Here is a 14,383-nt window from a genome sequence, read left to right on the forward strand (position 1 = left end):
CGCTTTGACAACCGCCGACGCCGCGAATTAGGCTTGGTGGCGGCCGTCACCAACGGCGGGGCGGCGCCGTATCCCTGATCAAATGGAAGATGCGGGAGATCGGTCCCGTCCCCCATCCTCTCCAGACCCGAACCATCCCCCGACCTCCGGCACCACTGAGCCCTCACATCCATGAGCATCAAGCCGTTCGACCGCGACGCCCTCCGCGATCGCGTCCGCAACGCGACCCCCTTCCCAAGCCTCTGCATCGATGGCTTCCTTGAGGAAGACTTCGCCGATCGGGTGCTCGCCGCCTTCCCGACCTACGAGCAGGCCTCGACCATGGGCCGCGAGTTCGCCGCCTTGAACGAGCGGGGCAAGGTCCAGCTCACCGACTCCTCGAAGTTCCCCGAGCCGATCGCCGAGCTGAACCGCCTGCTCGCCTCCCCCGAATTCCGCGACGACCTGTCGCACATCTTCGACATCCCCGACCTGCTCGACGACCCGAAGCTCATCGGCGGCGGCATGCACCAGACCGGCCCCCAGGGGCACCTCGACGTCCACGTCGACTTCAACTACCTCCGCGACCGGAAGCTCCACCGCCGCCTGAACATCCTCGTCTACTTCAACAAGGACTGGCAGCCCGAGTGGGGCGGCAACGTCGAGCTCTGGGACAAGAAGGTCAAGGTCTGCCACCACTCCTTCTCGCCGATCTTCAACCGCTGCGTGATCTTCGCCACCAGCCCGATCAGCTACCACGGCGTCACCGCGGTCAAGTGCCCCCCGGGGAACACCCGCAAGTCGTTCGCCGGCTACTACTACACCGAGCAGGCCCCCGAGGGCTGGGACGGCACCATCCACTCGACCATCTTCAAGGCCCGCCCCAACGAGGTCCTCAAGGGGAAGGTCCTCATGCCCGCCGAGAAGATGAGCCGATGGGTCCGCCGCACCTTCCACGACGCCAAGAAGCTCATCAAGAGCAAGTAAGCCCCTCATAACCCTCTCTCCCTCGCCGAGTAAGGGGAGAGGGAGGCCGTCAGGCCGGGCTGTTGAGGAGGGCTGCTGGCACGAACGACACGCAGTGAGTCCTCGACAGGGACCCCTCTCCCCGCCCTCGGGGAGAGGGCGGCAGACCCACCCCTCGCCCCCGCTTGCGGGGGAGAGGGTGGCCGTCAGGCCGGGTGAGGGGGTCCGCGGGCCCGCTCAGGGGCCCGGCCCCGTCCTCCGCTTGCTTCTCTCCGCGAAGCTCGGACAAGGCGCCGTCACCAGCAGCCCCTTCCGGACCTCATCCCATCGAGGGCGGGGCCGCCGCCCCCCGGTTGCCGAGCAGGAAGACGTTGCCGGCACCGACGGTCGACTCCAGGGCGGCGATCAACGCGTCGTCGTGCCTCACCCGCCACGCCGCCCCGGCGCGGAAGATCGCCCGGTGCGCGTTCGGCAGGCCGAAGACCTCGAAGTAGACCTCCAGGTTCCCCTGGTACTGCCCGAGCACCCGGCCCAGCCGGTCGAGCTCCTGCGCCCCGTGCGCCCCCTTGTTCAGGCGGACGACCAGGCCCCGGCAGAGCTCGGCCCCGGCCCGCTCGATGGGGATGATCCGGCTGACGATCAGCTCGGCCGGCTCGCGCTGTCGGCTGAGCTGGCCGCGGACGAAGCAGATCAGGTCGTCCCGCACCAGGTCCTGCTGCTTGGCGAACTCCTCGGGCCAGAGCATCGCCGGGGTCGAGCCGGTCAGGTCCTCGACCGAGAGCTTGGCCATCCGGGTCAGGCCCGACCGGCTCTTCTGGACGTTCCGGACCTTCACCCCGGCCAGAATGCCGCCGAGCACCACCTCGACCTTGTCCGGCAGCTCGCCCAGTTGCGCGACCGTGTGGGTGCGGAAGGCCTCGATCAGGGCCTCGTGCCGCGCCAGGGGATGGCTCGACATATAAAAGCCCAAGACCTTCTTCTCCTCGGCCAGGCGCTCGGCGTCGGACAGCTCGGGGACGTCGGGCAGGCTGGTGACGATCGTCTCCGGCTCGGCCACCGCCACGGCGGCATCAAACGCGTCGAACAGACTCTTCTGGCCCCGCTTGCGGTCTTCCTGCCGGGCCTGCCCCCCCTGGACGGCCCTCGGGAGCACGGCGAGCAACTGGCTCCGGCGCGCCCCCAGCGTATCGAACGCCCCGGCCTTGATGAGGATTTCGGTGACGCCCTGGCCGACCTCCTTCGACGGCACCCGCTCGCAGAAGTCGTCGAGGCTGGTGAACGGGCCGCCGGTGTGTCGGGCCTCGATGATCGTCTCGACCGCCTTGAAGCCGACCCCCTTGATCGACCCGAGGCCGAAGTGGATCGTCTTGGCCTCATCGGCCGGGCGGAAGCCGACGACCCCCTCGTTGACGTTCGGCGGCAGGACGGCCAGGCCCATCCGACGGCAGTCGTCGATATGCTCGACGAAGAACTTCTCCCGCTCCGAGCCGTCCATCTCGGACGTGAGCACGGCGGCCATGTACTCGGTCGGGTAGTGGGTCTTCAGATAAGCCGTCTGATAGGCGACCAGGGCATAGGCGGTCGAGTGGCTCTTGTTGAAGCCGTAGCCGCCGAAGAACTCGATCAGGTCGAAGATCTCCTTGGCCTTGGCCTTCTCCAGGCCCCGCTCGACCGCCCCGTTCATGAAGGCTTCGCGACCGGCCGCGATCACGTCGGTCTTCTTCTTCGAGATCGCCTTGATGGTCGCGTAGGCTTTGCTCAGCTCGATGCCGCCCAGGCGGTTCAAGATCCGCATGACCTGCTCCTGGTAGACCATGATCCCGTAGGTCTCTTCCAGGACGTCCTTCATGACCGGGTGCGGGTAGTCGGCCGCCTCCCGGCCGTGCTTGCGATTGACGTAGCTGTCGACCATGCCGCCGTTGAGCGGGCCGGGGCGGTACAGGGCGTTCGTGGCGATGATGTCCGCGAAGCGGTCGGGCTTCATCTTGATCAGGAGGTCGCGGATGCCCGCCGATTCGAGCTGGAAGACCCCCTTCGTCTCGCCGCGCTGGAGCAGGGCGAACGTCTCGGGGTCGTCCAGCGGCAAGGCGTCGAGGTCGACCGGGTTGTCCGGGTGCCGCTCGTTGATCATCTTGATGGCGGCGGCCAGGCTGGTCAGGTTCCGCAGGCCGAGGAAGTCGACCTTCAGGAGGCCCGCCTTCTCGACGTCCCCCATGTCCCACTGGGTCGAGACGACCTCCTTGCTCTTGTCCTTGTTCGGGATCTTCTGCAAGGGGCAGAGGTCGCGCAGGGGGCGGTCGGCGATCACCACGCCCGCCGCGTGCGTGCCGACGTTGCGGACCGTGCCTTCGAGCCGGCGGGAGAACTCGATCATCCGGCCGATGTCGGGGTCGCGATCGGCCTCGGCCCGCAGGGCCGGCTCCTTCTTCAGCGCCTCGTCGAGCGTGATGTTCAGGACGTTCGGCACCAGCTTCTTGACCGTCTCGACCTTCGCCAGGGGGATCCCGAGCGCCCGGCCGACGTCGGTCATCGCCGCCTTGGCCTTGAGCGTGCCGAAGGTGCCGATCTGGGCGACGTTGTCGCCGCCGTACTTCTTGCGGACGTACTCGATGACCTCGTAGCGCCGCTCCTGGCAGAGGTCAATATCGATATCAGGCGCCTCCGATCGGTTCGGGTCGAGGAACCGCTCGAACAGCAGATCATACGTCAACGGGTCGACGTGGCTGAGCTTCAGGGCATACGCCACCAACGCCCCGCAGGCCGATCCTCGGGCGGTGGTCGGGATCCCCTGCTCGTGGGCGTAGCGGACGAAGTCCCAGACGATCAGGAAGTAGGCCGAGAAGCCCATCCGGGCGATGATCCCCAGCTCGTGATCGAGCCGTTCCTGCGCCTCGGGCGGGATCGTGTCGCCGAAGCGTTCGCGGAGCCCGTCCTCGCAGACCTCGCGGAGGTACTCGTCGGGCGTCTTCCCTTGCGGCGGGTCGAAGGCGGGGAAGCAGCGCTTGCCCAGGCCGAAACTCTCGTAGTTCGGCTCGACCGACTCGGCGATCCGCTGCGTCAGGGTCAGGGCCTCGTCCAGCCCCGGCATGGCCGCGCTCATCTCCTCGGGGGAGCGGACGAAGTACTCCTGCGAGTCGAACTTCAGGCGGGTCGGGTCGTCGAAGGTCTTGCCCGAGCTGACGCAGAGCAACACGTCGTGCGACTCGGCGTCCTCGCGGGTCAGGTAGTGGGCGTCGCTCGTCGCGACCAAGGGGAAGCCCCGGCGGCGGGAGAAGTCGACCGACCGGTCCAGGTGCTCGGCCTGGACGTGATAGCCGTTGTTCTGGATCTCGACGAAGACGTGCTCGGGGCCGAAGATGCGTTGATACCAGGCGACGAGCTTCTCGGCCTCCTCGACGCGGTCGTTGAGGATCAGGTCGGAATACTCGGAGGAGACGCAGCCGGTCAGGCAGGTGAGCCCCTCGGCGTGACGTTCGAGGATCTCGTGGTCGATCCGGGGCTTGTAGTAATACCCCTCCAGGAAGGCGAGCGACGAGAGGCGGATCAGGTTGCGGAACCCCTCGCCGGTGCGGGCGAGCAGGGTCAGGTGGAAGTAGTGCTTCTTCTTCTGGACCCCGCCGGCGGTGCGGTCGGTCCGGTGGCGGGGGGCGACGTACGCCTCCATGCCGACGATCGGCTTGATGCCGGCGGCCTTCGACTCGCGGAGGAACTCGACGGCCCCGTACAGGTTGCCGTGGTCGGTCAGCGCGAGCGACTCCATGCCCAGGGCCTTGGCCCGACGGGTCAGCTCGGGCAGTCGGGAGCCGCCGTCGAGCAGGCTGTAGTGGCTGTGGCAGTGCAGGTGGACGAAGGGCGGGGCGCTGGGCATCTCGCTCTCCTCGGGCGGATCGCGGTCTCGGACTTCGGGGGGCCGGGCGGGCGGGCGGACGGGCAGGCCCTCGGCTCGGTCGGGCAGGGGGGCAACGCGGGCCGATCGACGGCACGTCGGCCCCAATCTACTGTACCGACGAACACACAAGAGTGTACCGAAAAATCCGAGGCCCGGCCAGGCGCACGGACGTGTCGCGGGCACGCCCGTCCAGTCCCATCGTACTCGGTATCGGCTCGTCGGCCCGGCCAGCTTCGGGAAGCTCGCGGCGAGGGGTGCGGATCATCGCGATGGGGGAGGATCGCGCGGGCCTGGGAGGGCGGGCGATCCGGCGGGGCGGGCGGGGAAGGCAGGCCGCTCCGCGGGCCGAGGTCAGCCCCAAGGCGGCGAATCGGGGGTTCTGGGCGTGTCAGCCAGGCAGAGTGGGGCGGACGCCGGCCAGGTCATGCATGGCCCCTGGCGAGCTGCGTTGGTCGATCGGCGGTGTCGGGTCGGGCGAGGCTGGTCGCGCCGCGCCGCGTCGCGGTCGGGCCGGGCGTGGCCGGAGCCACGCCACGGGTCGACCGGAATTGCAACAGGAGCGATCAGACCGAAACCAGTTCGGCCTCCTGCTCGGCGGCCACCGTCTCGCTTCCGGGCGTCTCGTCGTCCGAGTCTCCCTTGCCGAGGCCCTGGACCAGGGCGCCCAGTTGGAGCGCGAGCAAGCGATCCGAAGGGGTCTGGCAGCGGAGCAGTTCGAGGAACGCCTCGGCCCCGATGATCACCGCCTTGGGCTTGCTGTGGATGGTCAGGACGTAGCGACTGTCATTGTCTTCGAGGGTTTCGAGGACCTTCGGCAGGTCTCGGTGCAGCTCGCGGCTGCCGATGAAACGAACGCGGGATTGGGGCATGTCTTCCTCTGTTGCCGTTAAGTGGCCATGAGACGGCCAGGGGCGGAACGTCCGCGTAAGAGCGGAGTGGACGCTCCTTCGACCTCGCGATATGCGAGTTGAATCGTATCGAACGCCCCCCGGGGCGTCAATCGAGTCTGGGGCGAAGTTTCGAGACTTTCTCGGAAATTGATCGCTTCAAGGCCGGGCACGGGGAGCGTCGGGGGGTTCGTCCCCCCGATCGCGATCGGGGTCGCGACCCTCGCGCGTCGTGTCCGGTGCGTCGGGCGAGATGGGCAAATCAGATGCCTCCGTCCCCGGCTCGGATCGAGATTCCGGATCGCCCGGGGGCGGGGGGGGATCGTCGGCGGGGTCCGAAGCGTCGGCGGCGGCCGGCCCGTCCTCATCCTCGGCCTCGCCCAGTTGGTCGAGTGCCACCTGGGCGTTGGCGATGAGCTGGAGGAATTCGCGGTCCCCCTGGGCCGGCGTCGCGTAAGACGTGATCAATTGATGAAGCTGGGCGCGGGCCGGATCGAGCAGGCCGTTGCGTTCGTTGATGAGTGCCTGCTGATACAAGTTCAGGGCGATTTGTTTCTGCTCGCGGAGCGCGTCGATCTGCTCCTGCCAGCGCCGCTGGCCGAGCAGGAACCAACCCCGTTCTTCCGGGTCGTTGCGGCGCGCCAGTTCCTGGGTGAACCGCTGCCAGCGGGCCGCGATCAGGGCGTGCTGCTCCAGGCGTTCGAACGGGACGATGTCCGACAACACGGTCTTATAAAGGGCCTCGACCGGGCGGTCGGCGCGGGGGCGGCCCAGGGGGGTCGGGCTGGCGAGCTGCACGGCGCGGCCCTCGGCCTCGTCCAGGGCGATCCGGTCGCGCCAATCGGCGAATTGATCGCCGTAGGGGTGGTCGGGGAAGCGCCGCTCGATCGGCTCGACCGCCTCGCTGAAGGCCCGTTTCCAGTCGGGGCGGCTGTCGGACTGCATCAAGGTCTCGGCCCGGGCGTAGAGCGTCTCCATGCTCGGCGGCCACATCAAGTACGTGACCAGGCCGATCAGGGCGACGAGGGCCAGGGCGAGGCCGCCGGTCTCGAGCAGCCGTCGGCGCCTCGTGTCCGGATCCACCTCCTCGGCGGCGGCCCGGGCCCTGGCTTTTGCCTTGGCCCTGGCCTTGGGCTTCGAGACACTCCGAGGGCGAGGATCGTTCCCGGTGGGGGCCGAGCTGTCGCCGTTGTTCGAGAGCAGGACGGTGCCGCCCTCATTGGCCACCCTGGCCCGGGCGCGATCGAAGACCATCTCGACCCGATCGCCCCGGCGGTGCCGCTCACGGAGTTCTTCGAGCTGGTAGGCCACCTGCGCGGCGTCCCAGGCCCGGTCGCTCGGGGTCTTGGACATCAGGCGGACGACCAGGTCGTCGAGGGCCCGGGGGATCTCCGGGTTCTTCTCGCTCGGCCGGGGGGGAGGGGTGTTCAGGTGGGCCTGCATCAGGATGACGGGCGAGTTGCCGGCGAACGGCGTCTGGCCGGTGAGCATCTGATAGAGCAGGCAGCCGAGGGCGTAGAGGTCGGTCCAGTGGCTGATCGGCATCTTGCCGTGGATCTGCTCGGGGGCCATGTAGGCCACGGTGCCGAGCGTCCGGCCGGTCTTGGTCAGGTCGGTCGTGGCGTCGAGGTCCTTGGCGATCCCGAAGTCGGTCAGCTTGATCTGCCCGTCCTTCGTCAGCATCAGGTTCGACGGCTTCAGGTCGCGGTGGACGACCTGATGCTCGTGGGCGAACTGCAGCGCCTGGCAGAGCTGGATGCCCAGCTCGACCACCTCGTCCCAGGGCAGGAACCCGCGCCGCTCGATGACCGAGTCGAGCGGCTCCCCCTCGACGAACTCCATCGCGTAGTAGTAGATGCCCTGGGCCTTGCCGTGGGCGTAGTAGCGGACGATGTTCGGGTGCCGCAGCTGGGCCAGCAGCTCCGACTCGCGCTGGAACCGCTTCAGGGCGTTGTCCCGGGCGAGATACTCGGCCGAGATGACCTTCACCGCCGCGGTGCGCGTGCGGCCGTCCTTGAGGTGACGGGTGGCCTTGAAGACCTCCCCCATCGCCCCGGCACCAATCTTGCTCTCGATCTGGAACGAGCCGAGCCGCTGGCCGATCATGGAAACGAGACCTGTCGCGATCGAAGCGAGGGTCGGACGGCGAAGACCTCCGGGTCGCTTCCCTGCGCGCACGATTCCCCGAATGTCGTCAGGACTCAGTATAACGGGAAATCGAGCCCGGGAGCGACACCCTGGGCCGAGAATTTCCCGGACGAGGGCGCTCGGGATCGGCGGGACGGAGGCTTCAGGACCGCTCGGAAGGCCGACCGGTCCCGGTTCGGCATCTCCGGCCACCGCTCGCCGGGCGTCGTCAGCACGAGCGTCCAGGGGCCGATCCCCCTTGATCCGGGCCGGGTGCGCGGTTCGGTGCGCGGCCTCGTGCGCCCTTCGGTGCGCCTGAAGGCAATTGCGGAGGTGGTCTTCGGAGCACGACTTACGTCCGATTCGGCCGTTCGTTTCGGGAATCGACCGCGGCGGGTCGATCCGCAATCTCGACGGCCGAAGGTCGGCGGTCCGCGTACCGGCAGGCGAGCCAGGAGGAGCCGAGATGCTGGGAACGGTGCGCCGGCCCTTAGAGGGACCGGTGCGCCGAGAGGCAATCGCGGAACCCCTTCGCCATGCTTGACTTCGAGCCGAATGGGACGTTCGTTTCGGGAATCGTGCGCACCAAGGGGGCGCGAGGAGTCGCCGTCTGAGGAGGAGCCACCGATCGGACGAAGGGCACAGGAAGGCGCGGACCGGGTGAGCCGGCCGGTGCGCGGGGCGTGCGCGGTCCGGTGCGCCTGGGCCAAATCGCGAAGGTTGATTCATGGGAAGAAGTTACGTCAATAAAGCCGTTTCGTTTCGGGAATCAGGTCGGAGATCCAGGCGCTTCGGACTCGAATCGTCGGCGGCCGAGAGACGAACGACTTCTTGCAAACATGAATGCAAGAATGTTTGACGAAAGGGAAGCCAGGTCGGGCGGAAAACTGCCTCGACAAGATCATCGGGAAATCGCCGATCGGCAGTCACTTTGAATTGGGAAAACGATGAGGGGGGAGGGGGCCGTCGGCGAGAAAGGGGGGCGGGGGGGCGTTCAGCGCGGCGTCTCCCGTGGACCTGAGTCCGCGTCGGTGCGTCGGCCGGCGTCTCGGACGACGAGGACCAGCCAGACGACGGGGCTGAGTGCGCCGAAGACGAGGCCGGCGGTCAGGATCAGCCAGGCCAGGATGAGGGCGAAGCGGAGGCTCGCCAGGATGAAGGCCGCGGCGGCGACCACCCCGCAGAGCGACCCGATCGAGAGGCGGGGGGGCAGGCCGAGGGGTTCGGACAGGCGTTGCGCGACGGCGACCGACGCGGCGAGCATCGCCGCGATGATCGCCAGGTCGGCGGCCAGGGCCACGGGGGAGAACCACCCGGGAGGGCTTCCCGGCGGGGCCATCACGCGGGGCACGCTCCGGTACTCGAAGGGGAAGCCATAGATGGCGGCGTCCTCCTTGCCGAGGTTGCCGTCGATCGTGAATAGCACTCCCACGGCCATGCCCACCCAGATCAGGGCGAAGCAGCCGAGCGGCCCGGGCCATCGTACTCGCGATCGCGATTGCGAGCGATCGGCCCGGATCGAGGTCTCGGGCGCCTCGAACGGGTTGGCCCGGTCAGGGCCTGGTGGACGGGATTGCATCGGTGATTCTCGTTGCGTGGAACGGTCAGAGGTTCCATCACGGTGTACCTGGAGGAGACCCGTGCCGCCAGCCTCGGCCCCGGCACGGGTTCGAAGACGAACCCGCGGCCCCCGAACGATGGCCCCGATGGCCATCGATCCGGGCAATTCGGGATCACTCGGCTTCGCCCCCGCGGACGCCCTGGAGGAAGGCGTCGGAGGAGGGGACAAGCTCGGATCGCGGGTTTCGGGTTTCCCACGGGCCTTGACAGGGCGGGCCGGGCCGGTACTCTGTGGTGCGTAGTAGCGAACAGGGAGGGGATGGGGATGGATCGGTGGGAGACGCAGGTCCGGCGGGGGTTGGTGGAGCTGGCCGTGCTGGCGGCGGCGGCCCGGGGGGAGACCTACGGGTATCGCGTGGTCGAGCAGCTCGGGAGCCTGCCGGGCCTGGCGCTGACCGAGAGCACGGTCTATCCGGCCCTGACGAGGCTCGCCCGTGAGGGGCTGCTCGCGGTCCGGGTCGAGCCGTCCCCCGCCGGCCCCCCGAGGCGCTACTACCGCCTGACGGACGACGGCCGAGGCCGGCTCGGACGGATGGCGGACTCCTGGCGATCGCTGACCGAGTCCCTCAACCTCCTCCTGGAACCGGGGGGGAAGGAGCCCTTGGAATGATGACCCTTGACGACGCGGGACCGCTGACGCTCGACGCCTCGCTGCAGGGCCTGATCGACGCCCGGCTGGACACGATCGACCGGATGCTCGTGGGCCGGGTCCCCCGCGCCGACCGGCTGGCGATCGCCCGGGAGGTGGAGGCCCAGATCTTCGACCAGCTCGCCGGCCAGGCCCCCGACGGGATCGGCCGGGACGAGGTGCTCGCCGTGCTCGGCCGCCTCGACCCTCCCGAGGCCTACCTGCCCGAGGACGGCGAGGCCGGCCCGGTCGTTTCGGGACCGACCGGGATGAGGGTGCCTCCCAGGCCCATTCAGGCGCGACGATCGGGCCAGGCGAGCGGGATTGTCGGCATCGTGGCATTAGTGGTCACGGCCCTCGGTACGGTCCTGAGCTTACCGGTCGCAGAGCTTTTCGGCTCCAGGTTGATCCTGTTCGCCGGTTTCTTCGGGTTCGGCTTCGTGGGGTTGTGCGCGGGGGGCACCGCGGTGGTCCTGGCCGCCTTCGCCCGCCTGCGCGACGGGTGGTCGATCTGCGGCCTGGTCACCGGGCTCCTGACCATCCTCTTCGGGATACTCGGCCTCGCCTTGGGGGTGTTATTCGCGCTCGGTTTCTGATCGAAGCAAGCCCCGCCCCCGCCTTCCGGGGCGGGGGCTCACGGTCGCCGACGGCCCCGCCGGGCGTTCCCTTCGGCCTCGTCGGGTTCGGAACACCAAGACTCTCCCCGAGACAAAGGGTGCCCCGGGATCGGACGACGCTTCTCATGAGGGGAGGCAAAGGGGATGATCGTCCGAGCAAGGGTGCCCCGGGTTCCGCCCCAGCGGACCCCGGGATCCTCGGGCCCGGCGCCTCACCCGGGGTCCGCTGGCGCGGAACCCGGGCCACCCGGGATCCGTAGACACTTTTCATGATGATCGGAAGAGGGGATGATCGTCCGAGCAAGGGTGCCCCGGGTTCCGCCCCAGCGGACCCCGGGATCCTCGGGCCCGGCGTTTCACCCGGGGTCCGCTGCGCGGAACCCGGGCCATCCGAGCGTGGAAGCCAGGGAGAGCGAGCGAACGGAGGGGCGGTTGGCCCGGCCAATCGCAGAGGTTCTTGATTGAATGAGAGGGGTCCGATGCCTGGCAGAAGCTCGGGGCCTCGGCGCCGGCGGATCAACCATCCGGGAGATGCGCACGGGCTGACCTTCTCGTGTTTCCGACGGCTCCCGCTGCTGTCGAAAGACCGGACGAGGGGCTGGCTGATCGAGTCGATCGAGGTGGCGAGGCAAGCCCTCCGGTTCGACGTGTGGGCCTACGTGATTATGCCCGAGCATGTCCATTTGATCGTCCGTCCGAATGAACCGGAGTACGAGGTTTCCCGGATGCTCTGGCAGATCAAGAGGCCGGTGGCCCGGAAGGCGATCGCTTTTCTCGGGGCGAATGCCCCGGAATGGCTGGAGCGGCTGGCGAGACGCCGCCCGGACGGGTCGAGAACATTCCACTTCTGGCAGGCAGGGGGAGGGTACGACAGGAACATCATCGAGCCGACAACGCTACAGCACATGATCGACTATGTGCATCTGAATCCCGTTCGGCGCGGGCTGGTTGATCGGCCGGAACGCTGGGAGTGGTCGAGCGCCGGGTGGTATGCCGGGGTCCGGCCGGTGCGGCTGGAGATGGACCGAACACTGCCTCGGGTTTACGAGTGATGCGAAAAGTGATGAGTGGGCGGATCGGCTTTGTCCCTCGAAACCGCTCGGGAAGACGCCGGGCCTGAGGATCCCGGGGTCCGCTGGCGCGGAACCCGGGGCACCCTCGCTCCAACGATCATCCGCTTTTCCGATCAACATGAAAAGCGTCGGCCGATCCCGGGTGAGGCGCGTGGCCTGAGGATCCCGGGGTCCGCGGTGCGGAACCCGGGGCACCCCGCCGAAACCGCTCGGGGAGACGCCGGGCCTGAGGATCCCGGGGTCCGCGGCGCGGAACCCGGGGCACCCAGTTCTGGGAGATCAGGCATTCAGGCATGGGAGCGATCCCCGGGAGGGACGTCGGCCGGGCCTGAGGATCCCGGGGTCCGCGGCGCGGAACCCGGGGCACGCGGCGGGGCATCCAGGGACTTGCATCGACGATCCCACAGAGTCCCTCAGAAGCTCGGCATGGCGCAGGGCTGGCCGCCGCCGGCGGGGAGGTAGGCGTGCAGGGCGTAGTCCATGACCTGGCGGTCGGAGTTGAAGCGCCAGCCGAGGGTGCGGAGGTTGTCCTTGACGCGGGCGATCCAGCGGCGGGGGAGGCCGTCGGCGCCGCGGTCGTAGTAGAGGGGGATGACCTGGTGGGTGAGGGTGCTCATCAGGTCGAGGTAGTCGCGGTCGTCCTGGACCGAGGGGACGGCGTGGGTCCGGCCCGAGCCGATGGCGAAGCCGTTGCGGCCGTCGTACCCCTCGGCCCACCAGCCGTCGAGGATCGAGCAGTTCAGGCCGCCGTTCATGGCGACCTTCTGGCCGGACGTGCCGCTGGCCTCCTGGGGGCGCCTCGGGTTGTTCAGCCAGACGTCGACCCCCTGGACGAGGAACCGGGCGACGTTCATGTCGTAGTCCTCGATGAACGCGAGCCGGCCGCGGAACTGGGGGGAGTGGCTGATCTTGACGATCTGCTGGATGAATTCCTTGCCGTAGCGGTCCTCGGGGTGGGCCTTGCCGGCGAAGATCAGTTGCACGGGGCGGTCCGAGGCGTTGACGATCTCGGCCAGGCGCTCGGCGTCCTTCATGACCAGGGTGGCCCGCTTGTAGGTGGCGAAGCGGCGGGCGAAGCCGATGGTCAGGGTGTCGAGGTCGAACATCCGGTGGTAGCGTTCCAGGTCGTCGCCGGCGGCCCCCCGGGCCTGGGCCTGGCGGGCGAGCCGCTGGCGGACGAATTCGAGCAGGCGGGCCTTGAGGACCTGGTGGGTCTCCCAGAACTCGCCGTCGTCGATCTCCGAGGCGGTGTCCCAGACCTCGGGGTAGCGCATCCGCGATTCCCAGTTGGCGCCGAGGTGCCGGTCGTAGATGGCCTTCATCTGCGGGGCGAGCCAGCTCAGGGTGTGGACGCCGTTGGTGATGTGGCCGATCGGGACCTCTTCCTCGTTGCGGTTCGGGTAGAGCGGGTGCCACATCTGGCGCGAGACCTTGCCGTGCAGCGCGGACACGCCGTTGGCGTGCCGCGAGAGCTTCAGGGCGAGCACGGTCATGCAGAAGGGCTCGTTGTGGTCGCCCGGGTGGACGCGGCCGAGGCCGAGGAAGTCGTCGGGGGGCAGGTGGAGCTGCTCGCGGAGCGGGCCGAGGGCGTCCTCGACCAGGTCGGCGCCGAAGCGGTCGTGGCCGGCGGCGACGGGGGTGTGGGTGGTGAAGACGGTCATGCCGGCGACGTCTCGGACGGCCTCGCCGAAGGGGCGGCCCTCGGCCTCCATGACGGTCCGGGTCAGCTCGAGGCCGGCGAAGGCGCTGTGCCCCTCGTTGAGGTGGATGACGGAGGGGTCGATGCCGGAGGCGAACAGGGCGCGGACGCCGCCGACGCCGAGCAGCAGCTCCTGGCGGATCCGGATCCGGGCGTCGCCGCCGTAGAGCCGGCCGGTGAGCGAGCGGTCTTCCTCGTCGTTCTCGGGCACGTTGCTGTCGAGCAGGAGCAGGGTCGTGCGGCCGACCTCGACGCGCCAGACCTTGGCGTGCAGGGTGCCGGACCGGCTCTCGACGGCCACGCGGACGGGGTCGCCGCCGGGGGTGAGGGCCTCCTCGATCGGCAGGCGGGCGGGGTCGTTGTAGGGGTAGCTCTCGTGCTGCCAGCCTTCGCCGTCGAGCGACTGGCGGAAGTAGCCCTCGGCGTAGAGGATGCCGACGGCGACGAGCGGGATGCCCAGGTCGCTGGCGCTCTTGAGGTGGTCGCCGGCCAGGACGCCGAGGCCGCCGGAGTAGATCGGCAGGCTCTCGTGCAGGCCGAATTCCATCGAGAAGTAGGCGACCGGCCGGGCGCGGAGGGTCGAGGCGTGGATCGCCCCCCAGCTGTCGCGATTTTCGAGGTACTCGTTGAGGCGGCGGAAGGCGTAGTCGATCCGGGAGATCAGGGCCATCTCCGAGGCGCGCTGGACGAGCTGCTCGGGGGGGATCCGGTCGAGGAAGACGACGGGGTTGTGGTCGGTCTCCCTCCAGAGCACCGGGTCGAGTTCCCGGAACAGCTCGACGACGTGCGGCTGCCACGTCCACCAGAGGTTGCGGGCCAGTTCTCGCAGCTTGTTGATAATGGTGTCCTGGCTGACCATCTCCGCTCCTCGGGTCGCAGGGAGTCCAATCAAGGCCCC

9 protein-coding genes are annotated in these 14,383 nt (G+C 68.7%); 4 read left to right on the plus strand and 5 right to left on the minus strand.

Translation table 11 applies throughout. From position 1 onward, the window contains the following. Window positions 1-171 precede the first annotated feature (171 nt). Window positions 172-966, plus strand: coding sequence for a 2OG-Fe(II) oxygenase (locus AB1L88_RS14525; RefSeq protein ID WP_367097393.1), 795 nt, complete (start codon window positions 172-174; stop codon window positions 964-966). A 298-nt stretch (window positions 967-1,264) separates the two neighbouring features. Here AB1L88_RS14525 and dnaE read toward each other — a convergent pair whose 3' ends face one another. From dnaE to AB1L88_RS14545, 4 genes are all read right to left on the minus strand, one after another. Further along, the gene (dnaE, locus tag AB1L88_RS14530) at window positions 1,265-4,813 is read right to left on the minus strand and encodes a DNA polymerase III subunit alpha (protein WP_367097394.1); all 3,549 of its coding nucleotides are present in this window, start codon (window positions 4,811-4,813) and stop codon (window positions 1,265-1,267) included. A gap of 584 nt (window positions 4,814-5,397) precedes the next feature. Next, window positions 5,398-5,703, minus strand: a complete 306-nt coding sequence (locus AB1L88_RS14535) for a type II toxin-antitoxin system Phd/YefM family antitoxin (protein ID WP_367097395.1) — start codon at window positions 5,701-5,703, stop codon at window positions 5,398-5,400. Between the two features lie 177 nt (window positions 5,704-5,880). Continuing rightward, window positions 5,881-7,827, minus strand: a complete 1,947-nt coding sequence (locus AB1L88_RS14540) for a serine/threonine-protein kinase (RefSeq protein ID WP_367097396.1) — start codon at window positions 7,825-7,827, stop codon at window positions 5,881-5,883. A gap of 1,015 nt (window positions 7,828-8,842) precedes the next feature. Further along, window positions 8,843-9,427 (minus strand): hypothetical protein, encoded by a 585-nt coding sequence (locus tag AB1L88_RS14545; protein ID WP_367097397.1) that lies wholly within the window; start codon window positions 9,425-9,427, stop codon window positions 8,843-8,845. Between the two features lie 306 nt (window positions 9,428-9,733). On the opposite strand from AB1L88_RS14545, the gene AB1L88_RS14550 reads away from it, so the two are divergent. The 3 genes from AB1L88_RS14550 (at window position 9,734) to AB1L88_RS14560 (ending at window position 11,765) form a co-directional block, all read left to right on the plus strand. Then, window positions 9,734-10,078 (plus strand): PadR family transcriptional regulator, encoded by a 345-nt coding sequence (locus AB1L88_RS14550; protein ID WP_367097398.1) that lies wholly within the window; start codon window positions 9,734-9,736, stop codon window positions 10,076-10,078. Next, entirely contained in the window at window positions 10,075-10,692 is a 618-nt protein-coding gene (locus AB1L88_RS14555) for a hypothetical protein (RefSeq protein ID WP_367097399.1), read from the plus strand. Before AB1L88_RS14550 ends, AB1L88_RS14555 begins: the two co-directional genes overlap by 4 nt. 500 nt (window positions 10,693-11,192) lie before the next feature. Continuing rightward, window positions 11,193-11,765, plus strand: coding sequence for a transposase (locus AB1L88_RS14560; RefSeq protein ID WP_367097400.1), 573 nt, complete (start codon window positions 11,193-11,195; stop codon window positions 11,763-11,765). Between the two features lie 434 nt (window positions 11,766-12,199). Here the strand turns inward: AB1L88_RS14560 and glgP are convergent, their stop codons facing one another. Beyond that, window positions 12,200-14,344, minus strand: coding sequence for an alpha-glucan family phosphorylase (gene glgP / locus AB1L88_RS14565; RefSeq protein WP_367097401.1), 2,145 nt, complete (start codon window positions 14,342-14,344; stop codon window positions 12,200-12,202). Between the last annotated feature and the right edge of the window lie 39 nt (window positions 14,345-14,383).

It is taken from the genome of Tautonia sp. JC769 (genome assembly GCF_040717455.1).
Taxonomy (GTDB): domain Bacteria; phylum Planctomycetota; class Planctomycetia; order Isosphaerales; family Isosphaeraceae; genus Tautonia.